The 24,036-nt window shown below is 46.4% G+C and carries 25 protein-coding genes; 14 read left to right on the top strand and 11 right to left on the bottom strand.

Going from position 1 to position 24,036, the window contains the following annotated elements:
* Nucleotides 1-333 precede the first annotated feature (333 nt).
* On the top strand, nucleotides 334-948 hold the full coding sequence (locus K7R11_RS04060) for a deoxynucleoside kinase (protein WP_224488850.1): 615 nt from the start codon (nucleotides 334-336) through the stop codon (nucleotides 946-948).
* Nucleotides 949-1,163: 215 nt separating this feature from the next.
* Here K7R11_RS04060 and K7R11_RS04055 read toward each other — a convergent pair whose 3' ends face one another.
* The 4 genes from K7R11_RS04055 to K7R11_RS04040 form a co-directional block, all read right to left on the bottom strand.
* Nucleotides 1,164-3,515: a sodium-translocating pyrophosphatase gene (locus tag K7R11_RS04055; protein ID WP_224488849.1), complete on the bottom strand. Its 2,352-nt coding sequence runs from the start codon at nucleotides 3,513-3,515 to the stop codon at nucleotides 1,164-1,166.
* Nucleotides 3,516-3,626: 111 nt separating this feature from the next.
* Entirely contained in the window at nucleotides 3,627-4,154 is a 528-nt protein-coding gene (locus tag K7R11_RS04050; RefSeq protein ID WP_224488848.1) for an inorganic diphosphatase, read from the bottom strand.
* A gap of 103 nt (nucleotides 4,155-4,257) precedes the next feature.
* Nucleotides 4,258-6,750, bottom strand: coding sequence for a DUF5686 and carboxypeptidase-like regulatory domain-containing protein (locus K7R11_RS04045; protein ID WP_224488847.1), 2,493 nt, complete (start codon nucleotides 6,748-6,750; stop codon nucleotides 4,258-4,260).
* 65 nt (nucleotides 6,751-6,815) lie between these two features.
* Nucleotides 6,816-7,793, bottom strand: coding sequence for a pyruvate dehydrogenase complex E1 component subunit beta (locus K7R11_RS04040; RefSeq protein WP_224488845.1), 978 nt, complete (start codon nucleotides 7,791-7,793; stop codon nucleotides 6,816-6,818).
* 181 nt (nucleotides 7,794-7,974) lie between these two features.
* On the opposite strand from K7R11_RS04040, the gene K7R11_RS04035 reads away from it, so the two are divergent.
* The 5 genes from K7R11_RS04035 (at nucleotide 7,975) to K7R11_RS04015 (ending at nucleotide 13,130) form a co-directional block, all read left to right on the top strand.
* Nucleotides 7,975-8,721 carry an electron transfer flavoprotein subunit beta/FixA family protein gene (locus tag K7R11_RS04035; protein ID WP_224488842.1) on the top strand — a complete coding sequence of 249 codons (747 nt, stop codon included), beginning with the start codon at nucleotides 7,975-7,977 and terminating at the stop codon, nucleotides 8,719-8,721.
* 38 nt (nucleotides 8,722-8,759) lie between these two features.
* Nucleotides 8,760-9,728 (top strand): electron transfer flavoprotein subunit alpha/FixB family protein, encoded by a 969-nt coding sequence (locus K7R11_RS04030; RefSeq protein ID WP_224488840.1) that lies wholly within the window; start codon nucleotides 8,760-8,762, stop codon nucleotides 9,726-9,728.
* 83 nt (nucleotides 9,729-9,811) lie between these two features.
* Nucleotides 9,812-10,438 (top strand): bifunctional nuclease family protein, encoded by a 627-nt coding sequence (locus K7R11_RS04025; protein ID WP_224488838.1) that lies wholly within the window; start codon nucleotides 9,812-9,814, stop codon nucleotides 10,436-10,438.
* Nucleotides 10,439-10,497: 59 nt separating this feature from the next.
* Nucleotides 10,498-12,171, top strand: a complete 1,674-nt coding sequence (locus K7R11_RS04020; protein ID WP_224488836.1) for a NupC/NupG family nucleoside CNT transporter — start codon at nucleotides 10,498-10,500, stop codon at nucleotides 12,169-12,171.
* 134 nt (nucleotides 12,172-12,305) lie between these two features.
* A complete protein-coding gene (locus K7R11_RS04015; RefSeq protein WP_224488834.1) occupies nucleotides 12,306-13,130 on the top strand; it encodes a thymidylate synthase in 825 nt (274 codons plus the stop codon).
* Between the two features lie 113 nt (nucleotides 13,131-13,243).
* On the opposite strand, the gene K7R11_RS04010 is transcribed toward K7R11_RS04015, so the two are convergent.
* Nucleotides 13,244-13,681 carry a protein-disulfide reductase DsbD domain-containing protein gene (locus K7R11_RS04010; RefSeq protein ID WP_224488831.1) on the bottom strand — a complete coding sequence of 146 codons (438 nt, stop codon included), beginning with the start codon at nucleotides 13,679-13,681 and terminating at the stop codon, nucleotides 13,244-13,246.
* 3 nt (nucleotides 13,682-13,684) lie between these two features.
* Nucleotides 13,685-14,233 (bottom strand): peroxiredoxin family protein, encoded by a 549-nt coding sequence (locus tag K7R11_RS04005; protein WP_224488830.1) that lies wholly within the window; start codon nucleotides 14,231-14,233, stop codon nucleotides 13,685-13,687.
* A 171-nt stretch (nucleotides 14,234-14,404) separates the two neighbouring features.
* Between K7R11_RS04005 and K7R11_RS04000 the strand changes: the two genes are divergently transcribed.
* From K7R11_RS04000 to K7R11_RS03980, 5 genes are all read left to right on the top strand, one after another.
* Nucleotides 14,405-14,893 carry a YybH family protein gene (locus tag K7R11_RS04000; protein ID WP_224488828.1) on the top strand — a complete coding sequence of 163 codons (489 nt, stop codon included), beginning with the start codon at nucleotides 14,405-14,407 and terminating at the stop codon, nucleotides 14,891-14,893.
* A 48-nt stretch (nucleotides 14,894-14,941) separates the two neighbouring features.
* Nucleotides 14,942-15,121: a hypothetical protein gene (locus K7R11_RS03995; RefSeq protein WP_224489143.1), complete on the top strand. Its 180-nt coding sequence runs from the start codon at nucleotides 14,942-14,944 to the stop codon at nucleotides 15,119-15,121.
* 119 nt (nucleotides 15,122-15,240) lie between these two features.
* On the top strand, nucleotides 15,241-16,401 hold the full coding sequence (gene egtB, locus K7R11_RS03990; protein ID WP_224488826.1) for an ergothioneine biosynthesis protein EgtB: 1,161 nt from the start codon (nucleotides 15,241-15,243) through the stop codon (nucleotides 16,399-16,401).
* Between the two features lie 8 nt (nucleotides 16,402-16,409).
* On the top strand, nucleotides 16,410-17,381 hold the full coding sequence (locus K7R11_RS03985) for an L-histidine N(alpha)-methyltransferase (RefSeq protein ID WP_224488824.1): 972 nt from the start codon (nucleotides 16,410-16,412) through the stop codon (nucleotides 17,379-17,381).
* Nucleotides 17,382-17,393: 12 nt separating this feature from the next.
* Nucleotides 17,394-18,176: a hypothetical protein gene (locus K7R11_RS03980; RefSeq protein WP_224488822.1), complete on the top strand. Its 783-nt coding sequence runs from the start codon at nucleotides 17,394-17,396 to the stop codon at nucleotides 18,174-18,176.
* Nucleotide 18,177: 1 nt separating this feature from the next.
* Here K7R11_RS03980 and K7R11_RS03975 read toward each other — a convergent pair whose 3' ends face one another.
* Nucleotides 18,178-18,474, bottom strand: a complete 297-nt coding sequence (locus tag K7R11_RS03975; protein WP_224488820.1) for an isoamylase early set domain-containing protein — start codon at nucleotides 18,472-18,474, stop codon at nucleotides 18,178-18,180.
* A 149-nt stretch (nucleotides 18,475-18,623) separates the two neighbouring features.
* Nucleotides 18,624-19,724: an aminotransferase class V-fold PLP-dependent enzyme gene (locus K7R11_RS03970; RefSeq protein ID WP_224488818.1), complete on the bottom strand. Its 1,101-nt coding sequence runs from the start codon at nucleotides 19,722-19,724 to the stop codon at nucleotides 18,624-18,626.
* Between the two features lie 81 nt (nucleotides 19,725-19,805).
* Between K7R11_RS03970 and K7R11_RS03965 the strand changes: the two genes are divergently transcribed.
* From K7R11_RS03965 to K7R11_RS03955, 3 genes are read left to right on the top strand one after another with little or no spacing between them, the layout of a single operon-like run.
* Nucleotides 19,806-20,195 (top strand): 2TM domain-containing protein, encoded by a 390-nt coding sequence (locus tag K7R11_RS03965; protein ID WP_224488816.1) that lies wholly within the window; start codon nucleotides 19,806-19,808, stop codon nucleotides 20,193-20,195.
* Nucleotides 20,196-20,681 carry a dihydrofolate reductase gene (locus tag K7R11_RS03960; protein ID WP_224488814.1) on the top strand — a complete coding sequence of 162 codons (486 nt, stop codon included), beginning with the start codon at nucleotides 20,196-20,198 and terminating at the stop codon, nucleotides 20,679-20,681.
* A gap of 3 nt (nucleotides 20,682-20,684) precedes the next feature.
* Nucleotides 20,685-21,521 (top strand): fructosamine kinase family protein, encoded by an 837-nt coding sequence (locus tag K7R11_RS03955; protein WP_224488812.1) that lies wholly within the window; start codon nucleotides 20,685-20,687, stop codon nucleotides 21,519-21,521.
* Nucleotides 21,522-21,742: 221 nt separating this feature from the next.
* Here the strand turns inward: K7R11_RS03955 and murI are convergent, their stop codons facing one another.
* From murI to K7R11_RS03940, 3 genes are all read right to left on the bottom strand, one after another.
* Entirely contained in the window at nucleotides 21,743-22,534 is a 792-nt protein-coding gene (gene murI, locus K7R11_RS03950; protein ID WP_224488810.1) for a glutamate racemase, read from the bottom strand.
* 68 nt (nucleotides 22,535-22,602) lie between these two features.
* On the bottom strand, nucleotides 22,603-23,112 hold the full coding sequence (locus K7R11_RS03945; protein WP_224488808.1) for an OmpH/Skp family outer membrane protein: 510 nt from the start codon (nucleotides 23,110-23,112) through the stop codon (nucleotides 22,603-22,605).
* A gap of 39 nt (nucleotides 23,113-23,151) precedes the next feature.
* Complete coding sequence (locus K7R11_RS03940) at nucleotides 23,152-23,964, bottom strand: OmpH/Skp family outer membrane protein (protein ID WP_224488806.1); 813 nt, start codon at nucleotides 23,962-23,964, stop codon at nucleotides 23,152-23,154.
* Between the last annotated feature and the right edge of the window lie 72 nt (nucleotides 23,965-24,036).

Below are 24,036 nucleotides of genomic sequence, written 5' to 3'. Positions count from 1 at the left end.
GCAAAACCTTTTAAGAAATAATTGAAGCTTTAACATTCTCAACTAAAGCCTGCTAGTTCATGACGGTATCACCAGGTAGCCTGAAGATGTGATGAAAACACAGAATAAAATAAGGATAACCGGAAGGATAGCATTGCCCTATACAGGGAACACAGCAGAAGCTATATTTCATGAGTCCATACCGAACCCTGTACCGGTAAAATTCGGAAAGGCTATGAAAAGGAAGGGAATTCACATACAGAAAAAATCATTTTTAAAATTGTTTTCATCCACGAGCATATCTTGTATATTTACCCTTATAAGCTATCCTTAACATCTTAATAACTGAACGAAATGCACGTTGCCATTGCAGGAAACATTGGAGCGGGTAAAACCACGCTTACAGAACTTTTAGCCAAACACTATAATTGGGAACCTCATTTTGAAGATGTGGTAGACAATCCCTATCTCGACGACTTTTACAACCAGATGGAACGCTGGAGTTTTAACCTGCAGGTATACTTCCTTAACAGCAGGTTCCGCCAGATATTACAGATTCGGGAAAGCGGAAAGAAGATCATCCAGGACCGAACCATTTACGAGGACGCCCATATTTTCGCGCCCAACCTGCATGCGATGGGACTGATGACCAACAGGGATTTTGCGAATTACAGCAGTCTTTTTGAAATGATGGAAAACCTGGTACAATCGCCCGACCTGCTCATATATCTGAGAAGTTCCATCCCCAACCTGGTGAACCAGATCCATAAAAGAGGACGGGAATACGAGAACACGATCTCTATCGATTACCTGAGCAGACTTAACGAACGATACGAAGCTTTTATTCATCAATACGAGAAAGGGAAACTCCTGATAATAGACGTAGACCGTTATAATTTTGTAGACAGCAAGGAAGACCTCGGAGAGGTGATCAATAAGATCGACGCCGAGTTGCACGGATTGTTTTAATGGAAAAGAAGAAGGAGACGCGAGACGCCGGGCGATCTGAAATCTTTCAAAAAAACAGCTTCGGTGATGTTTTTGACTTGCTTTTCAGTACTGAGGCAACGAACCCGGAACTCACATTCAAAATCTCATCTATTCACCATCATATGATCACACACCATATCACCCAATAAAAAAAGCACCGTTTTCACGGTGCTTTTTTATATATAAATCAGGTGTTATTCCTTCTCTTTTTTAACCATTTCTTCGATCTCTTCCATAGTCCCTTCCACGGTTTTCTCTTCGGTTACCTCTTCGCCATTCATCACCTTGGTGGTTTTGATCGTAGCAGTGGTTTTCCCCTCTTGTCCTTCTTCGGCTTTCACCTCTACCCGGATCTCCTTTCTCACCTCATCGGCATGAAGGGTATCAGACCCTGCAGCATGGCCTCCCAGGATAGGAGCAATAACCAATCCCACAAGACAGGTAAGCTTGATAAGAATATTCATAGAAGGTCCTGAGGTATCCTTAAAAGGATCTCCAACAGTGTCGCCGGTTACAGCGGCCTTATGGGCATCAGACCCCTTATAGGTCATTTCGCCATTGATCTCCACTCCTGCCTCGAATGATTTCTTGGCATTATCCCAGGCACCACCTGCATTGTTCTGGAAGATAGCCCACATCACTCCCGAAACACACACCCCGGCCATATAACCGCCCAGAGGTTCTGCTCCGAAGACAAGTCCTACAAGAATGGGGGTAATGATGGTAAGGAGTCCGGGTAATAACATTTCCTTCAATGCGGCCTTGGTTGAGATGGCCACACACTTTCCGTACTCCGGAGTTGCCGTACCTTCGAGAATTCCGGGTATCTCACGGAACTGCCTGCGCACTTCCTGAACCATTTCCATGGCTGCCTTACCTACAGACTTCATTGCCAGGGCTGAAAATACCACCGGAATCATGCCCCCCACAAAAAGGGCTGCCAGAACATCGGCCTTAAAGATGTTGATCCCATCGATCCCGGTAAAGGTTACATAGGCCGCAAACAGAGCCAGTGCTGTAAGAGCTGCAGAAGCGATCGCGAACCCTTTTCCAATAGCTGCTGTCGTATTTCCTACCGAATCAAGTATATCGGTACGCTCACGCACTTCAGAAGGCAGGTCACTCATTTCGGCAACCCCTCCGGCATTATCCGCAATCGGGCCAAAGGCATCAATGGCCAGCTGCATTGCAGTGGTAGCCATCATAGCCGAGGCGGCCAGGGCTACCCCATAAAATCCTGCCAGGGCATAAGACCCATAAATAGCAGCCGCAAACAACAGGACAGACCAGAAGGTAGATTTCATTCCCACGGCGAGACCAGCAATTATGTTGGTGGCTGCACCGGTAGAACTGTTCTGAACAATATCCAGCACTGGCTTCTTACCCAGACTGGTATAGTAGGATGTTACATACGAAATAAGGAATCCTACAGTGAGTCCGATGAAGGATGAGTAAAATACATGACGGGAAGGGATGGTCTTATAACCTTCACCGAAAAATTTCATCTCCATCTGCATGGGCAGCATCCATCGTATCAGGAACCAACTGGCCACCAGGGTGATGATAATTGCGGTCCAGTTACCAAAATCCAAAGCTCTTTGCACCTGTGCCTCCCGGGCAGAATTACTGCCTATACGCACCAGGAAAGTACCTATTATAGAAGCCAGGATACCAACTCCGGCGATAACCAAAGGCAGAATGATTGGCCCCATATTATTAAAGGCATCCGAGAATCCTCCGGAAACACTCATATCGCGTATCACATAATTCCCCAGGACCATCGATGCCAGAACAGTAGCCACATAAGAACCAAAAAGGTCGGCTCCCATTCCGGCCACGTCCCCCACATTATCTCCGACATTATCGGCAATAGTCGCCGGATTTCTCGGGTCGTCTTCAGGAATACCTGCTTCCACCTTCCCTACCAGGTCGGCTCCCACATCGGCAGCCTTGGTGTAAATTCCACCTCCCACACGGGCAAAAAGGGCAATGGATTCTGCGCCCAGGGAGAATCCGGCCAGGGCTTCCAGCACCACGGTCATATTCTCATAGAACGATCCTTCGCCACCCATAAAATACCCGGTAAAGAACATGAAGAACAAACTAAGACCGAGCACTGCAAGACCTGCAACACCAAGCCCCATTACGGTACCACCGCTAAAGGACACCTGAAGAGCCTTGGGCAGACTGGTTTTAGCCGCTTCTGCGGTACGAGCATTTGCCTCGGTGGCAATTCGCATTCCTATATTTCCTGCCAGGGCCGAAAAAAGCGCCCCTACCACAAAAGCAGGCACGATTAGCCAGCTGGTGGTTTCAACAATTACTGAGATTCCGTATAAGGCTGCAGCAGCCACAACAACAAATATTACCAACAGGCGATACTCTGCGTTGAGAAATGCCAGGGCACCCTCCTTGATATTTTTTGAAATAGTGCGCATCCTATCGCTCCCGGCCTCCTGGCGTTTGACCCAGCTGGCCTTCAGCCCCATAAAAATAAGCCCAAGTATAGCCATTGCTATGGGCACATAGATAATATTAGATTCCATAATTTAAGGTTGATTAGTAAATAGTTCGGTTAAATGTAGTAAAACACAGGTAATAAAAAAAGCAATAACCTTGCGGCTATTGCTTTCTTAATATGATAAAATTGGTAAGTTTTATCTGATACTAACCTCCTTGAACGGAATGTCGCTATCGCGGAAGCGCAGGATACATTTCGAGATGATCTCCTTGGCTTCGTTCACATCTCCCCATCCGCCAACATTCACTTTTTTCTTCTCAAGGTCTTTGTACACCTGGAAGAAATGCTCGATCTCGCTAATAAGGTGAGGATTTACCTCATCCAGGTTATTGAGCTTGTTCCATACCGGATCTGAAACAGGCACACAGATGATCTTTTCATCCGGCCCTTTCTCATCTTCCATATGGAATACCCCGATGGGTTTTACCTCCATCACACATCCGGGGAAGGTAGGTTCGGTTACCAACACTAAAACATCCAGTGGATCCCCGTCAAGGGCCAGCGTTTCAGGAATAAATCCGTAATCGGCAGGATACATCATAGAAGAGAAGATCATTCGGTCATAGCGGATCTTCTTCAACTCAAAATCATACTCATATTTATTTCTGCTCCCCTTAGGGATCTCGATCAAAACGTCAAAAGAATTAATTTTAACTGGACTCATAGTTTCTGCATTTAAAAAGGCTGCAAAAATAAGGAAGCAAAGCCTAATTCACAATCATTTGCAAAGGTAATTTACTTTCCTTAACTATCAGTTAGCCAAAGTCTTAAAATGTAAGTTCAAAGGCACCGGTAACCGCGAAGGGTCTGGCCTCGGGAAGATCGAGGTAATTCCCCCTGAAACTGAAGTCGATACGAAACACCTTAAAGATATTACCCACACCGAAGGAATATTCGTAATAGGGGGAGTCCTCCGGCGCCTGAAGCACCGTTCCGGTTGGCGCATTTAAATCGATATTTTCCTGTGAAAGGCTTCCCCATACAGCCCTTAACCCAATAAGTTCCCGAAGGTTCCATTTCTTAAGCAGGGGAATTCGCGCAAAGAGCCTTCCATTAAAATTATGCTCCATCTGAACACTCAGATACGTATCGGTTACAAATTCGTAAAAGTTAAGGTTGGGAAAGGTATTGAATATGGAGAAATAGGTCTGATTTCCCGGGATGGGACTCAGCAAGCTTAACGGAACAGTTCCAAAGATCTTGCCAGCCTCCAGGTTGGTTGTCATTCTTCCCACCCCACCAATTTGCAGGGGCTGCCTGTAGTAGAATTGCATTTTTTTGAAATCGAAATCACTGTTAAGCACATCTTTCATCCCCAGGGTATACCTGAAGATAATGCGGGCATAATCGTCATTCACATCATATTGATCAACCCCGTACCCCAACGTTCGTCTTCCCGGTGTATACTGTAATTGGGTAATGAGGGAAAACTGGTCGACCTCGTCACTCACCCCATCGGGGGCATCCGGATCGAGGTAACTAAGACTGAATCGTTCAGGCAGGGCCGATCGCATCCGTCGGTAGTCCATACCCCATTGGAACGTAAAATTCTTAAAAAAATCATACTGTATGGTGGCCGTAGTTAACCGGATATTGGTCAGGGTGGTATTGGATCCGGCAGTAAACAGCGCCGAAGATGCGAAACTTCGTCCAAGCACATCGTTGGTTGCCGTAAGACTTACCCCAAGCTGCTCGATATCTCGTCGGGTACCTGCAGAAATGATAAAGCGGTGCTTGCGGTCCAGCATCCAACGGGCAGATACCCCGTATTTGAACTTCCGGTCCCTGAATCCATAAGCCATATATCCCTCAACCCGCCACTGATCATTCTGGGTAAAGTAAGTACGGCCTCCCCCCCTTAACCGGATACCTTCGACCTCATTGTAACCAAAGGCAGAAAAGATGGGACCAAAATCAAGGTTGAGATCGTCAAACTCGTAATAACCGGAAGCCAGAACAGATCCTGCGTTGTAGAGCATTTTAAATTTAGGCACGGTTCTCAGGGTATCCAACATGGTGTAGATGCCCTGCTCGTCCTCGTTGAGCTTCTCCAGGCGATTGGTTTCCCAAAATTCGTCAGTCCGGTTAAATACTGCTTCGTTATAGGGATCTACCTGGGCGTCATAGAAACTCCTGGGCTTTTCCTTGTCGAACTGGTAATCGGCATAAATGGTGGTGCGTTTTCCATAGATTCCCCGGGACTCCTCTTTTTTCCTGATGCTGAAATCACTCATGACGTAGTCGCGCTTCAACACAAAAACAGAATCGTTAAGTACATCGAACTCCTGTTCGATATAGAGATCCTTTACCCAGTTCACATTAGCGCTTTTGGAGGCCTGCATATTGATCTCCTTTACGGCAAAGGTGGTGTCATTCACCCAAAAATCACCCTTAAAGGTCAACTCGTTGGACCGCCGCGGATAATAGACAATATTATAACACCATTTATCCCCGCGGAAGGTGCTGTCGGCCAGAACATAATTATAGACATCGACCCCTGTTTTAGAAAGCGGACTTACAAAGCTCTTATCGAAGAGCTTGATATAGTTGTTGTAGATATCGTAGGAAGCGTAAAGGTCCTGGATAAAACTCAGCACCGCCTGGTTCGCATCGAACCCGGAAGTCTTATTTCCCTTAACAATCTCCCTGTCGGTATTGAGCTTATTATCACCGTAAACCTCACTGGCCGATTCATTAATAAAAATGGGAAGGTACGTCTTACCCGTAACATTAGAGGTATCTACCTGATCGAACACAAATTCCATCCCTTTGAATATCTGATTGTTCATCAAAGCACTGTCTATGGTGTTCAGATCAAATTCGATCTTCTCGTATTTACTGTAATGATACTGATCGAACTTATTCAGGCCGTTCACACGTTTTTTTTCCCAGATCTTTTTCAGAATCTCTACGGCGGGATTATTTTTCTTAGGCTGTTTGCCCACATAGATCACAACCTCTTCCAGCACTTCCCCTTCGGTAAGGACCACCCGCATATTGTAATTCACCCTTTTCTCCAGGGGTATTTCCTGGGTGGTATAGCCCAGCAGACTCACTTCAAGCAGATTTTGGGTCTCATCACTTTCCAGGTAGAAAGTTCCGTTCTCATCGGTGATAGTCCCTTCAAAAGTACCCTGGAAAAGGACGTTGGCATAGGCAATAGCCTTGCCCTGCTCGTCGACTACCTTACCACTTACTTTGGTCTGGGACCAGCAAACAGCAAAGAACAAAAGAAAGATAAGGCTAAGAAGGTATCTCATAGAAATAAAAAAACTTCACTGGCTAAAATAAGGCAGTGAAGTTTTATATTAGAAGAATTTCAATATTATTTGTACAGCACTTTCTTTACCGCATCAACTACGTCCTGTGCGTTAGGCAACCATTTTTCCAGGAGTACCGGAGAGTATGGTGCAGGAGTATCGGCAGTGGTTAATCGCTGAACCGGAGCATCCAGGAAATCAAAAATATTTTCCTGAACCTGGTAGGTGATCTCAGAAGAAACACTTCCAAATGGCCAGGCTTCTTCCAGAATTACCAGACGGTTGGTCTTTTTAACCGAATTAAAGATAGTTTCGTGATCCAGAGGACGAACGGTTCTCAGGTCAATGACCTCACAACTTATCCCTTCCTTTTCCAGTTCTTCGGCTGCTTTAAAGGCTTCTTTAATGATCTTACCAAAAGAAACGATGGTAACATCGCTCCCCTCACGCTTGATATCTGCAACGCCCAGGGGAAGCAGGTATTCCTCTTCCGGTACTTCGCCTTTATCCCCGTACATCTGTTCAGACTCCATAAAAATAACCGGGTCATCATCCCGAATAGCCGATTTTAAAAGTCCTTTAGCATCGTATGGATTGGAAGGCACCACCACCTTAAGCCCCGGACAATTCGCATACCAGCTCTCAAAAGCCTGAGAGTGGGTAGCTGCCAGCTGGCCCGCAGAAGCTGTAGGACCTCTGAATACAATAGGAATGTTGAACTGCCCACCAGACATCTGACGCATCTTCGCGGCGTTACTGATGATCTGGTCAATGGCCACCAGCGAGAAGTTAAAGGTCATGAATTCGATAATCGGACGGTTCCCGTTCATGGCTGACCCAACCCCGATCCCGGCAAATCCAAGCTCGGAAATCGGCGTATCCAGAACACGCTCAGGACCAAATTCATCTAACATACCTTTGGAAGCCTTATAAGCGCCATTGTATTCTGCCACTTCCTCCCCCATAAGATATATGGTGTCGTCCTTGCGCATTTCCTCGCTCATGGCCTCGCATACAGCTTCTCTAAACTGAATTGTTCTCATCTATTCTTTATTGAAAAAGTTAATCGTATTGCCTGTTTTAAAAGATTAACAAAAATAGTAATTCTCTATCAACTTCCTCAATCTGGCGAGAAGAAAAATATATTATGCATGCATAGCATTTTTCAGAAAATATCAGTATATTGGCGACGCATTTATCAAAACTAAAAATTAGGATCAAGATATGAAGATTTTAGTGTGTATAAGCCACGTGCCGGACACTACCTCCAAGATCAATTTCACTGACGGAGATAGTACCTTTGACACCAACGGTGTTCAATTTGTGATCAACCCGAATGACGAATTCGGTCTCACAAGAGCCATGTGGTTTAAGGAAAAGCAAGGCGCATCAGTAACTGTAGTTAATGTAGGAGAAGCCGACACCGAACCTACACTGAGAAAGGCCCTTGCCATAGGAGCAGATGAAGCCATCCGGGTAAACGCCCATCCCACCGACGGATTTTTCGTAGCCAGGCAATTGGCCAAAGTAGCCAAAGATGGGGGGTACGACCTTATCATTGCCGGAAGAGAGTCTATCGATTACAATGGCGGAATGGTACCGGGAATGCTGGCCTCACTAATCGATGCCAACTTCGTGAACACCTGTATTTCTTTGGAGGTTGAAGGGAATGAAGCCACCGCAATCCGGGAGATCGATGGAGGAAAAGAAACGGTAAAGACCAAATTACCACTTGTTGTGGGTGGACAAAAAGGACTGGTTGAGGAGAAAGACCTGAAGATTCCCAACATGCGTGGAATCATGATGGCCCGAAAAAAGCAACTGACCGTTCTGGAACCGGAAGCCGCAGAGAGCAGAACCAAAGCCGTATCTTTTGAAAAGCCTGCACCGAAAGGCGAAGTTAAGCTGGTATCACCAGACAATCTGGATGAGTTAATAGACCTGTTGCACAACGAAGCCAAGGTCATTTAATCAGAGTCTGAAGTTTTAACCCAAAAAAGAAAAGAACAATGTCTGTTTTAATATATACCGAATCCGAAAACGGAAAATTCAAAAAGACTGCATTTGAGCTGGCTTCCTACGCCAGGGAGATCGCCAACACTATGGGGACATCCCTGACTGCAGTAGCCGTTAATGCCGAAAATGCAGGAGAGCTCGCCCAGTACGGCGTAGACAAGACCCTGATGGTGTCTTCCGAAGAACTTAAAAACTTCAATGCCAAGGCATATGCCGATGTGGTCGCTCAGGCTGCAAAGAAAGAAGGCAGCGAGGTCGTAGTGGTAAGCTCAAGTGCCAACGCGAAATACCTGGCTCCCGAGCTGGCTATCAAACTGGAGGCCGGATATGCCCCCAACACGGTCGCACTGCCGGAAAGCACTTCCCCGTTCAAGGTAAAACGCACCGCGTTCACCAACAAGGCTTTCAACTTTACCGAGATCAGCACGGCTGTTAAACTTATCGGGTTATCTAAAAATGCCTTTGGTTTAAAGGAAGCCCAGGGCGAAGGCACTGTTGAGGATTTTGCGCCTGAACTCGAAGCCGGAGATTTCGCAATCGAAGTGGTTTCTGTGGATAAAGTATCCGGAAAGGTAACCATTGCCGATGCCGAGACCGTAGTTTCAGGAGGGCGCGGACTAAAAGGACCTGAGAACTGGGGAATGATTGAAGAACTGGCCGAGGTACTGGGTGCGGCAACCGCCTGCTCCAAACCCGTTTCTGACCTTGGATGGAGACCTCACAGTGAACACGTTGGACAAACCGGGAAGCCTGTTGCATCCAATCTTTATATCGCTGTAGGAATCTCCGGAGCCATACAACACCTGGCAGGGATCAATGCTTCAAAAACCAAGGTTGTAATCAATAATGATCCCGAAGCACCTTTCTTTAAAGCTGCAGATTACGGGGTTGTTGGGGATGCCTTCGAAGTAGTTCCACAACTTATCGAAAAATTGAAGACATTTAAAGCGAATAACGCATAATTTAATTAAATTGTGCCCTTAAGGGGCTGTCTGAACGCGGATACGTCCGAGATCAGACAGCCCTTTTATTTTATTTGCATTGTATGAGCTTAGTGAAGTTAAACATAAAAGGAATTTCTTATAGCCAAACCCAGAATGGAGCCTATGCCCTCATCCTCAACGAGGTGGACGGTGAACGAAAACTCCCCATCGTTATAGGAGCCTTCGAAGCTCAATCGATAGCCATCGCCCTGGAAAAGGAAATCAAGCCTCCGCGACCCCTGACCCACGACCTCTTCAAGAACTTTGCAGATCGTTTTGATATCGTGGTAAAGCAGGTGATCATTCACAAACTTGTAGACGGTGTTTTCTATTCCAGTATTATTTGTGAACGCGATAAAATCGAAGAGATCATCGATGCCCGGACCAGTGATGCGATCGCCCTGGCGCTAAGGTTTAATGCGCCCATTTTCACCTATAAGAATATTCTTGACAAAGCCGGTATTTACCTCAAGTTTACTCCAAAGGAGGAAAACGAGGAAAACGAGGAGAGCATCATTGTTGACGAAGTGCTCAGCGGTGAAGAAAAATCCCAAAAATCTGCCGGTGAAGATTACCGCACCTATTCGCTCCAGGAACTCTACACCTTACTTGATGGTGCCGTAGCCAATGAAGATTACGAAAAGGCTGCCAAGATCCGGGACGAGATTTCCCGGAGGGAGCAAAAATAACCTCCCCTTCCCTGAAACAGATACCCCGGATTAAATAAAAGATAAACAACAAGAGATCATTGAAAACACTACTGGTTTCCTTACTGGTTTTATTAAACAGTATTCCCCTGTTCGCTCAGGAACTTGAGAGGTCCTGGATCATTAAAGACCAGCCCGATTCCGGTGTTCCGGCCCGGCTGCAATTCACAGACGGCGACTTCACCCTGATCTCCGGTATTGAAGAATCCTCATACCAGGGCAACTATTTCGTACAGCGCAATAACCTCATCCTCTTTTTTGACACCCCCCGGGACAGCACCTCCCGGTTTAAGATTGTATCCCTTACCGACTCTACCCTTACCTTGAAAAAGGAAGCCAGGGAGTTCACGTTCAGATCGGGTAATCCGCAAACCATTAAAGATATGGTAAAGCCTTCGGGCCTGGTTCCGAACCAGGGGTTCAACCTGAACAGTTTCCTGAGAGGGATGCTGGGTATGGTCGTTCTGCTCCTTATCGCATGGATTTTCAGCAGCAATCGCAAGGCTATTAACTGGAAAACTGTAGTGCTCGGATTGGGCTCCCAGCTGGTTCTGGCCGTGGGGGTACTCCTTATTCCATTTGTACAGAGCGCCTTTGAATGGGTGGGCGGTATCTTCGTCCTGATCCTTGATTTCACCAAGGCCGGAAGTGAGTTTTTGCTGGGCGGCATGATGGATGTGAGCAGTTACGGATTCATTTTCCTATTTCAGATTCTCCCAACCATTATATTTTTCTCTGCCCTGACCTCGGTACTGTTCTACCTTGGGGTGATACAGTTCATTGTAAGAGGCCTGGCAATGCTCCTTTCTAAAGTACTGGGAATATCCGGAGCTGAAAGCCTTTCGGTGGCCGGGAATATCTTTCTGGGCCAGACTGAGGCCCCCCTGATGATCAAGGCTTACCTGGAACGCATGACCCGTTCAGAGATCCTTTTGGTCATGGTTGGCGGAATGGCTACCGTAGCCGGAGGAGTGCTGGCCGCCTATATAGGTTTCCTGGGAGGAGACGATCCGGAATTACGGCTCCAATTTGCCAAACACCTGCTGGCCGCATCCGTTATGGCTGCACCAGGCGCCATTGTGATCTCTAAAATCTTATACCCCCAGCAGGAAAAAGTCAATACCAATGTCGAGGTCTCCTCAGACAAGATCGGAAGCAATATCCTCGATGCCATTGCCAATGGTACCACCGAAGGGCTCCGGCTCGCCGCCAATGTTGGCGCCATGCTCCTGGTATTTATCGCATTTATTGCCATGATCAATTACTTCCTGAACTGGGTCGGCGATCTCACCTCCCTGAACGAAGTACTCGCCACTAATACTCCTTACAAGAACTTCTCCCTGGAAAGTATCCTGGGCACCATATTCGCGCCCCTGATGTGGGCAATAGGGGTAGCCAAAGAAGATGTTATGCTCATGGGGCAGCTCCTTGGCATCAAACTCGCAGCCAGCGAATTTGTAGGTTATGTCCAGCTTGCCGACCTGAAAGACCTTTCCACACCGCTGAGTTTCACCTATAATAAATCGGTGATCATGGCGACTTACATGCTTTGCGGCTTTGCCAATTTTGCCTCTATAGGGATACAAATCGGAGGGATCGGTTCCCTGGCACCCGGGCAGCGAAAAACCCTGTCTGAATTCGGAATGAAGGCCGTACTCGGTGGTTCCCTGGCCTCCCTGATGTCGGCTACCATAGCCGGAATGATCATCGGGTAATCGTTAATAAAATCTTGATAAATTCAACCTCGTTTTTATCGGGCTCAAACCCAATATGGCTATCTTGAGCCCCGGAAGCCATGCAGCTGCATCCACAGGAAATTTCCCGGTAACCTATATAATACCCGAATGTTATGAAACAATATCACGACCTGCTAAAACACGTACTGGAACACGGAACCGAAAAAGAAGACCGAACCGGAACAGGAACTAAAAGTGTATTCGGGTATCAAATGCGTTTTGATCTCTCAGAAGGATTCCCCCTGGTTACCACCAAGAAACTTCACCTGAAATCCATCATTCACGAATTACTCTGGTTTCTCAAAGGTGACACCAACATTAAATACCTTCAGGACAACGGGGTTCGTATCTGGAATGAATGGGCCGACGAAAACGGTAATCTTGGGCCGGTTTACGGACATCAGTGGCGCAACTGGAACTCTGAAGAGATCGATCAGATCAAAGAGGTCATCGAGACCCTTAAATCCAACCCGGACAGCAGGCGTATGCTGGTCTCTGCGTGGAACCCCAGCGTTTTACCTGACACCTCGGTTTCTTTTGCTGAAAACGTGGCCAACCAAAAAGCAGCCTTACCGCCATGTCATGCCTTTTTCCAGTTCTACGTAGCCAATGGTAAACTTTCATGTCAGTTATACCAGCGCAGTGCAGATATCTTCCTGGGAGTACCATTTAATATAGCCTCCTATGCGCTTCTAACCATGATGATGGCCCAGGTTTGCGGTTATGAGGCCGGAGAATTCATTCACACCTTCGGAGATGCACATATCTACAACAACCACATGGAGCAGGTCCAATTACAACTAAGCAGGGAACCCAGACCCTTACCACAGATGGTGATCAATCCGGAGATCAAGGATATTCTCGATTTCAAGTTTGAAGATTTTACATTGGTTAACTACGATCCGCATCCGCATATCAAGGCGGCTGTTGCCGTGTAATAATTACAACGACCTCCCATATTCCCGCCTGGTAGTCTGCCTGAATACAACAGGTAGACAAAAGTTCCTTGCGGTAAAAAGGTTATTAAATTGCAGAAAGCTTTCAGAGCACCCTACCAAAGATCTACGGAGAACTCCAGGGCCCTGGGAAAGTAACACTTTGCGTGGTCACAAGCCTGGTAATGCAAAATGCCCTCAAAGGTTTCCAGGCCGGAAAAATCTTCAGGCACCCTGACCGAAACCTGTACAGTGAGCTCCTTACTGTAGACCTGAAGAACCTGCTGGGTTCCTTCCAGACGAAACGATTCCGTTTCAGGAAACTCCACATCCAGTAATTCCCAGCCTTCAGGCAAATCCACATCCACCCGGGTAGGAATGAGCTGATCATCCTCCGGATCACTACTTTGAATATGGTACCCTTGCCCAATTGTAAAATGAACCCATATATCCATTACATCCCCGCGCTGCCCTACTTCCGAGCCCCGGTATTCCACCCATCCTGCCTGCAGATGAAGCAGAAAAATCCAAAAAACAAAACTACTGAAACCCATACCTCAATTCCCTGCCAGGTACCTGTCTAAAGTTTCACGCAGATCGGTTAGCTTCGGATCGAAATTTTTAGAATCGAGAAGCGACATAAAGAGGATATTCCCCTCCGGACCTATCAGTAAATTGCTGGCCAGCATTACCTCATCCCTTGAAAGTTCCGGAAGCACCCCCTGGGGAGCAAAGGCGGAGGCCACCTTACCATCGCAATCCAGAAGTACCGGAAAACTCAGGTCGAATCTTTCCTGAAGTTTCTCCTTCACCAAAGCCGAAGATTCTTTTACGTCAATGATCACAACCCCAACCTTACGGTCGTGATATTCCCGGTATAACTTCTCAAGATAAGGTGCTTCAGCATTGCAGAACGGACACCAGGTGGCAGCAAAATGGATCACCAGGAACTGGCCCTGATAAGCATCAAGGCGCACCGTATTCCCATGAACATCCTTTAATTCAAAAGCAGGGGCCACTCCCAGGTCGGTTTCCTGGGCTGTACCCGATGCAGGCAACAATATTGCCATCAAAAAGAGGCAAATCAAATAACGAATTGATTCCATAACGATCTGTTTATTGGTTGTTTAGCAAAATTACTTCATCCAAAGTGAGTACCAAGAAAATTCGTAAAAACCTGCTACTTTAACCATGGCTTTCCTACAAAATCACATAAGCGTAATACGTTGTTTTTGTGTAACTTAGAGCGGTTGACCAACCAAAAAAACAGATATCATATGAAACGCACACTAACCCTTATTTTCACATGGTCATTATTTGTGGCCGGGTACTGCCAGGAATCCAATACGGTAATCGCAGACGAAACGCTAAAAGATATGATCAACAGGACAAACGACATTTTAGAAAAGCTCTATGCCGAGGGAAACATAGATTCGGCGGCTACTTATTTCGCTGACGACCTGATCCAGATGCCTCCGAATGCAAAGGTTATAAAGGGCAAGGAAGCCTTTATTGAAGAATGGAATCAATCTGTTGCCATAGGATTGTGGAAATTCGACCTGGAAGCTTTAGATGTGCGCCGTAGCGGGGAGATGGCCGTTGAGCTCGGCAGATACACTTTAACATTCGAACCCAATGAGAAAGCACCCATGCCGGGATTCACCGATACCGGGCATTACCTAGTGCTCTGGGAGAAACAGGGAGACGAATGGAAAATCATATGGGATGCTCCCGTAAGCGAACTCCCTCCAGGAGGTATGGAATAATTATTAAGAAAATATTCCTTATCTTCATCTCCATTAAAAACCCAAATCATGAGAACCTTAATTTGCTGCTTGTTTGGCGTCATGCTGTTATCCAGCGGATGCAAAACCATTATCGTACCTTCCGGAAGCGCCAAGGCACCCCCGGGTCAGGTCAAGAAAGTTACCGGGGCACAGTCGGCCAAGGCTTACGCACCGGGTCAACAAAAAAATAAGAATAAAAAGAATTAGAACATCAACCGGGCAGCGCCCGGTTTTTTTATGCTCCATTCCCCGGAAAATATTTAGGTCTACCTCGCTCAATATTAGCGCATTATTCTTATTTTTAAGCAACAACACCCATCAACATCATGATCATTACTACCAATATCATCAATGAATTTCTTCAGACCAGACAGGCCACAGATGAGATCTGCGCCCCCTTGAAGATCGAAGATTATGTGGTGCAGCCCATAGTGGATGTATCTCCCCCGAAATGGCACCTGGGGCATACGTCCTGGTTTTTTGAAGAATTTATCCTGACCAAACACAAACCGGGATATGAGCCCTACGATAAACGCTACAAATACATTTTTAACAGTTATTACGAAACTGCAGGAGAGCATATTTTGCGGACGAAACGTGGCAACCTTACCCGCCCTACGGTAGAGGAAGTTTATAGCTACCGGGATTTTATCACCCAGCAGCTCACTGAGTTTCTCGAGGATCATCTCAACGAGGAACTCTTTGACCTGATGACCATAGGAATACACCACGAAAAACAACACCAGGAACTCCTGATCTCAGATATCAAGTACATCCTCGGCCATAACCCCTTATTACCGAGGTATTCCCAAACGTTTGAGGAGCACGACCTGGAAAAACAGAAACAAAAATGGCTTCGGATTGACAAAGGGCTTTACGACATCGGCTACCAGGGTCGCGATTTTTGTTTCGACAATGAGCTCGGAGTACATAAGGTATATCTCGCCCCGTACAAGATCAGTAATAAACTCGTCACGAATGGGGAATACCTGGAATTCATGGAAGACGGCGGGTATGAAAAGGTAGATTTATGGCATGCTGAAGGTTGGGACTGGATAAGAAGAGAGCACATCAAAGCTCCCTTGTACTGGTATTGGCACAAGACCCGATGGAAACACTATACTCTGAAAGGTTTTAAGGAGATCGATCCGGAAACCCCGGTTACCCATATCTCCTATTACGAAGCCTATGCCTATGCACAATGGAAAGGAAAACGCCTTCCCACAGAATTTGAATGGGAAGCAGGACAGGAGGTTTTTGACTGGGGAAAACGATGGGAATGGACAGAGAGTGCCTACCTCCCTTATCCGGGATTCGCAAAGGCTGCAGGACCCCTGGGTGAATACAACGGTAAATTCATGGTGAACCAAAAAGTCTTAAGGGGAGCATCTGTTGCAACTTCCAGGAAGCACAGCAGGTCCACATACCGAAATTTCTTCCATCCACATCTCAGGTGGCAGTATACCGGGATTCGACTGGCGCAATAATCCGAAGAATGAGCACGGAAAAAACACCTGTCACATTTGCCAGCTCTTTTGAAAGGGATATATATGAAGGACTTACTGCCGATCCTAAATTCCTATATTCCAAATACATCTATGATCGAAGGGGAGATGAGCTCTTCCAAAAGATCATGGAACTACCCGAATACTATCTGACCCGGGCAGAATTTGAGATCCTGCGCACGCACCGAAAAGAGATCTGTCAGATCTTCAGGGGCAGCAAAGGGTTTGATCTTATTGAGCTGGGTGCTGGAGACGGTAAAAAAACCAGGCTTCTCCTTGAGGAACTGGATAAGGACGGTGCAGCATTCAGTTACATTCCCGTAGATATAAGTCAGAATGCATTGCACAACCTGGAGGCCAAACTCAAAGCAGAATTCCCAACCATGAAGGTCCTGCCAAGGCAGGGCATGTATTTTGAGGTGCTACAACAACTCTCCTCCTACAACAGCCGGAAAAAGGTCATCATGGTACTGGGTTCCAATATTGGAAACCTTCTGCATCCGCAGGCCATCACCTTTCTTAAGAACATTGAAAGCAGCATGAACAAAAGCGATATGCTATTCATGGGCTTTGACCAGAAAAAAGATCCTCAAAAGATCCTGGATGCCTATAATGATCCCGGGGGAGTTACTGCAGCCTTCAATAAGAATCTTCTGGTAAGAATCAACCGGGAACTCAAGGGTGACTTCTGTACAGAAAAGTTCCGGCACTGGGAATGTTATGATCCGGAATCGGGTACTGCCAAAAGTTTTCTGGTTGCCACAGAGGCTATGGAGGTGTACCTTAAAAAACTTGACCTCCGTATTCATTTCAAACCCTGGGAAACCATTCATACAGAAATCTCACAAAAATATGATGACGAGACTGTAACATGGCTTGCCAACCAGGCCAACCTAGCTATCACCGAGACCTTTACCAGCACTGAAGGCAGCTATAAGAATTATGTATTTAAGAAACAGTAATACGTTATACCCATGGAACCGGAAGGACTCTTAAACGCCCACCAACATAAATTACATCACCTGGCTCAATTTCTGGCCGCCTTCGGAAACAGTTATCTTCCGGCAGAACCTGATGACAGCCAGACCAACCTGGGTTGGGATATAGAAAAAAGCGCCCTCATTTCCCGGATTTACAATGAGGTTTATCTCGAACTGGAATATCCGGGATTAATGCTTTACCTGGTTTCAGGGCCGCAGCGCAAGGCTTTTGATCCCTTAGGTGCCTCCCCCGGAGACATTGAAAGCTGGATTAGGGAAACCCTTTCTTCCTGTGGTATTGACCCCGGAAAGTACCGGCTTCAAATGGGATTTACCCCCACCTCCCCGGAAGATCTTTTTATAAGCCTGGACAATACCGATGAGAAGGTCCTGCTGCAATTAACAGAGGAACGCAATATTGCTCAAAAAGCGCTGGAAGAATTCAGGGATACCCATCCAATGGAATGTTCCCCGGTTAGGATTTGGCCCCATCATTTTGACACCGGAATGCTGGTATATCCGGATCCGGATACAAAAAGTAAGAGTTTTGGCCTGGGATACGCCCCGGCAGACCGGGTTTCTGAGGTGCCATATTTTTATGCCTACGCCCGGTCAGACCGGAATATAAATTATGACGGTCTGCCTGAAATGGCGCCGGCTCAATGGCATATTAACAATTGGAAGGGGGCATTAATCCCGGTAGACCGGGCGCTGGATCTGAGGACCATCACCCGGTTCTACAAGGATTTTACTTTAGAAATGAAAAACAGGATTTGAATTACAAGCTCAGTACAGCATTCTCTGTACCCGCATAATCATTCCAGCGGAATCCGTCCGCCTGCTCCTCATTCACATAGTCACCATCGATCAGGTAACGAAACTCGTATGATTGCTCAACGGGAAGGTCAAGAGTTCCCTTGAAGTTTCCATTCTTCAGTTTCTTTAAAGCAGCTTTCTTAGGGTTCCATTCGTTAAAATCTCCCACTACGGCCACTTTTTTCGCTTCAGATGCAGGCACGGTAAAGGTTACCTTGCATACTGGCCTTGATTTAAGATACTGTTTAGAAATTGCCATGGTATTAAATTTAAATTGTTTGTTTATGAGAACAAATTTAGAATTTCATCCGAGCCAAACAACTGTATAACAAATAATTACCGATTTCTTAATATATACATGGTATAAATCAAAAATCGACAAATTATCTCCGACAATTCTTAATATTCTTAACGGGGTAGGCTATGCTTTAGGATATTCACAAGCTTATCCACCTCTTCCTTTTTATTATAATAATGAAAACCCACCCTGAGACGGCCGTTTCTAATAGCGAAAACAACATGTCGTTGCTCCAGGGCAGCCAACTGCTTTTCACTGACTTCAAGAGCGAAAAAGGGAGCGTGATCCTTCCGTCTGAGAACCCCTTCTTCAAGAAATCCCTCACTTCCTAGTGCCTCACGGGCATAATCCTTTAATTCCCGAACTCTATGCTCTACGGTTTCCATGCCAAGGGTACCGAGTTGATCCAGGGCAAACTTCAGGCTTCCCATAGCCATACTGTCCAGATGACCCGGCTCAAGATGGTTCTGCAAATGGGTGTTTTCCCGTAAAAACCACTCTTCTCTGGGCTCCCATTTCATAGAATGTTCGTAGAATCGTGAAGCCACCTCCGGCCTTACCAGGAAAAAACCATTCCCGGTTCCGGCCAACATCCATTTATATCCGCTCGCCCCCAGAACATCGATCCCCGACCGCTCAAAATCAAATTCTTCAACCCCAAGGTATTGGGTGGCATCGGCAACAAACAGGGTATCAGGGTACTGTTCCTTTAATGATCTGAGAAAGTCTATGCCCAGCTGTAAACCAGACAAATACTGCACAAGACTAAAAGCAAAGACATCAGGCGCATGGCGCTCAAAGTAACGGAGAATTTCCTCCTCCATATCAAAAGAGGCCTTCACCGTTCCGGTCTTTTTGAATCCAGATGTGATCACCGGCCAGTTCAGGGAGGGATAATCCCCATCCAGTAAGAGAAAGTGAAGGTCTTTCTTCAATCCGCCGCATAAGACCTTCCATCCGAAAGAAAAATTAGGCGTCAGGTAAACCCTGTCTGGGGTGGTATTGGTAAAAGAGGCCACGGTTGCCCTTACTCCATCAAGCTCCTTAATGAAGCGCTCCTTAAACCTGCTGCCCCCCACAAGGTAATCCAGGTCGTGTTCCTGCCTCCATTCCATCAGGCTTTCACTGAGTAATCCATAGGCCGGGGTATTGAGATAGGTATATTGCTGCGTATAAGGAAACTGGCTACCAAAATGACCTGTATGCTCCATAGGAATTGATTTCAATGCTGTTCTGCTATAATTTAGTCTTGCTTTGTGTAACTTTGTTAGACACACCTAAAGGTAATGATTATGTTCTCAAAGAAAAGAAACCTGAAAGAGATCGATCCCGAACAGCATGAGATGCTTGAAAAAGCGCAGAAACGGATTCAGCAGAAGAAGCGTCTGTATTATCATTTCGTGATCTTCCTGATCGGCAGCGTATTTATGATCGTCCTGAACAAGGTTCTTAAGTACGGAGAAGAATACAACTGGTTTTTATGGGCGATCCTCACCTGGGCCTTTCTTTTTATCATTCATTTCTTCAACGTCTTTATCACCCCTTCCTTTCTCGGGAAGGAATGGGAACGGGAACAACGTGAGAAGCTTGTTCAGAAGCAAAAAACCAGGATAGAAGAAATTAAAAGGGAGGTGGAAAGAACCCACCCGCTTCCTGAAGACCCTACTAAAACCCTCGAATAAATGATTACTATGATCGCGGCGGCCGCCGAGAATAATGCCCTGGGAAAAGACAATGACCTGGTATGGCATTTACCTGACGATTTTAAAAGATTTAAAGCCTTGACCACAGGCCATTTTATCTTAATGGGGAGAAAGACCTTTGAGAGCTTTCCCAAACTCCTGCCCAATCGCACCCATGTGGTCATTACAAGGCAGAAAAATTATCATCCGGAAGGGTGCATTATTACTGACAGTCTTGAAAAAGCCATCGAAGTATCAAAAAGCGACCCACAACCCTTTATTATCGGAGGGGGAGAGATCTACAGACAGGGCATGGAAAAAGCCGACCTGATAGAGCTTACACGGGTTCATGGGGAATTTGAGGCTGACACCTTCTTTCCAGATATCGATGAGGCACATTGGGAACTTATATCAGAGGAGTTTCACCCTGCAGACGAGCGTCACAATTACGCCTTTACCTACCTCACCTACAAACGAAAGTCCTGATCCATGCTCAGCGAACCCTTAAGGAACGCTATTGATTCCCGTTTTGGCAAGGTACAGGCACCCCCCGAGCCACTTCACGGGGGAGACATAAACGAGGTATGGCTGGTACATACGTCATTCGGTAAGATAGTACTCAAAACACACTCCGATCCCTACCCGGGCATGTTCCCCGCCGAAGCTAAGGGATTAAATCTCCTTTCCCGGTCGGATACCTTCAGGAATCCAGAGGTATACCTTGATTCTGAAGCGTACCTGATAATGGAATACATCTCCCCCGGCGCCCCACAGCAGGTCAAAGGAAACCAACTGGGAAATGCCCTGGCCGGGTTGCACCGAAATACCGCTGCCCTGTACGGACTGGATCACGATAATTACATTGGCAGCCTGCCACAGTCTAACCGGCAGCATAAAAACGCAGCGGAATTCTACGTACAGGAAAGACTCTTGCCTCAGTTTGAGATGGCCATAAATAAGGGGTATACCTTTCGCGGCCTGGACAACTTTCTTCAAAAACTTGAAGTTCTTATTCCGGAAGAGCCGGCATCATTGATCAATGGCGATCTGTGGAGTGGAAATTACATGGTGAGTGAAAAGGCAGAACCCTGCCTGATCGACCCCGCTGTGAGTTATGCCTCCAGGGAAATGGACCTGGCCATGATGGCCTTGTTTGGCGGATTTCCGAAGAACCATATACCGGCCTATAACGAAGTCTATCCCCTAACCCCTTTATGGGAGCAACGTATCCCGTTATGGCAATTGTATTACATTCTCGTGCATCTCAATCTGTTTGGGTCGGGATATTATTCGCGGGTGATGCAAATCATTAAAACGTATATTTAAGCTCCCCGTTTCTTTCCGGATAACACTTGATACCAGCTTTAAAAAAAGGTCTGATTCCCCACACGAAGGCACTACTTTTTGAGAAGAAGGAGATGGGATATGGCTATTAAACCGCCAGCATAAAAAAAGACTTTTTCCCGCTGTCATTGGAAAAGGGAAGTCATCCTTATGGGATGGGCGCGTAAGGCCGGCTTAGGGTGCTTTCTATTAAAATATGCAGTTTAAAACTCAAGCGGAAAGACCTCAAAAGGATCCTGGACATCATTCAGGAAGTACTTCAGAAGTTCCGGATCGCTATTGGTGTAAAATCTCAGGAAAGGCGGCTTACTATGGTCGGTAGCGGCAGCATGATGTACCTCCAGTACTCTCTTTGTCTGCATGGCCACGGCGCGACCGCTGTCAATGATCCTGATGCCATCCGGAAACATTTCAGAAATTCTATCGGCCAGGTACGGATAATGTGTACAGCCCAGCACCAGGTGATCGATGCCTTCTTCGATCATAGGGTCAAGGTATTTATGCAGAAGGAGGGTCATTTCATGGGATTCGACTTTCCCCTGCTCTATAAGGGGAACTAGGCCATCTCCCATTTGCTCGATCACTTTGATCCCGGCCGCGTAATCGCCGGAGGTCTTTGCAAAAAGTGCACTGCTGAGGGTCCCCCTGGTGGCCAGCACCCCTATCACCCCGGTAAGAGTTTGCAGGGCGGCGGGTTTTATTGCAGGCTCAATCCCGATAAAGGGCACCGGATAATGCGCCCGAAGGTAGGAAATGGCATTCGTTGTGGCGGTATTGCAGGCGACCACAATTAATTTACAGCCCATTTCGAGCAGCAATTCCGTATTTTTTATACTGAGTCCCAGGATCTCCTCAGAAGACCTTTCTCCATAAGGCGCGTTAGCGCTATCGGCCAAATAGATGGTCGATTCAAGAGGTAAAAGCCCGTGCAGCTCCTTCCATATGGAAGTACCACCAACGCCGGAGTCGAAAATGCCAACAGGTTGCGTGTTCATGATGCTTAAAAATAAAAAAACTGCCCGCAACATTGCGGGCAGTTTTTAAAAATTCGTTGTCCAACTTCTTAGAAGCCCAGAGCAGTTCTTACATCAGCTGTAATATCGGCTCCATCGGCCAGAATGATTCCAGAACCTGCAGAAGCATCAAGAACGTAGTCAAATCCTTTATCCTTCCCTACTTTCTGAATGGCATCATTCACTTTTTTAAGGATCGGCTCAAGAAGCTCCATTTTCTTCTTTTCGATCTCCTGGGCAGCTACCTGCTGAGCCTGCTGGATATTCGCCTGCATTCCCTGGATCTCCTGGGCTCTTTTCGCATTCTCCTCATCTGTTTTCCCGGCTGCTTCATTTTCATAAAGCTTCGCCTTGTTTTGTAATTCCTGGTAAGTAGAACGTATATCGGCCTCGTAGCTTTTTCCTAATTTCTGGATCTCAGCTTCTGCAGCTTTCATCTCCGGCATTTCGCTCATCAGTTTGTCCACAAAGATATGGGCCACCTTGGTTTGCGCGTTTGCAAAACTCATCGATCCTACTGCAATAACAACTGCAATTACTAACGTCTTTAAGTGTTTCATGGTTTTAAAATTTCAAAAATAGATTTAGTGTTACTTTTATTAATTGTATTCTGAACTTTGCTCTGAGTTCTCTTCAGAACCCTCTTCTCCGTTTTCTTTTTCCTTGGCTTTACGTTTGGCCTCGCGTTCCTCCAGCATTTTCTTGCGCCGCTCTTCGTAAGCCTTTTTACGATCTTCAATTTCTTTCAGCTTGGCTGCCCTTCTGGCCTCAATGAGGGAGTCTCTTTCCGATTTCTTTTCCTCATAGGCATCCTGACGCGCCTTTAGTTCCGGATCGATCTCTTCGAAAGCCTCCAGAACGGAAGGCTTCCCTTCCCGCGCATCGGTTTTCCTGTTGATATCGATCATCCGAAGCACCTGCTCACTCACATCGAAACGCTTTTCTGCAAAGAGCATAACCACATCTGCAGAACGGTCGAAAATGAAATCATACTTCCTGCTGGCTGCCAGCTCCTGAACGGCATTAAAAACCTGATCCTGTATGGGCTGAACCAACTGACTGCGTTGCCTTACCAGGTCTCCCTGAGGTCCAAAGCGATCCTGCTGATAATCCAGCACCTCTTCTTCCAGGGCCTTGATCTCTACCTCCCGCTCCTCAATAAGTTCTTTGGTCAGCAATATGCGTTCAGTATCGAGATCTTCCTTCATTTGCTCTATAGACAACTGCTGCTCTTCGATCTCCTTTTTCCATTTGGCGACCTTTTTCTGAAGCAGCTCATTGGCAACCTGATATTCATTCACATTCTCAAGAATGTAATCCATATCGACATAGCCAATGCGAACGCTTCGCTGTGCCAGTGCAAACTGGGTCGCGATCACGCTGAACATTATGAAAAGAACTTTTAATCTCATGGCAATTCCTGTTTTGATTTCCGGGTATTTCGGGCATAAAATACGCATAAAATACCACTTGAAACAGCCCAA

Source organism: Robertkochia flava (assembly GCF_020166515.1).
GTDB classification, from domain to species: domain Bacteria; phylum Bacteroidota; class Bacteroidia; order Flavobacteriales; family Flavobacteriaceae; genus Robertkochia; species Robertkochia flava.
Note: the sequence above shows the minus strand (reverse complement) of the source record. Positions and strands in the feature narration are given on the sequence as shown.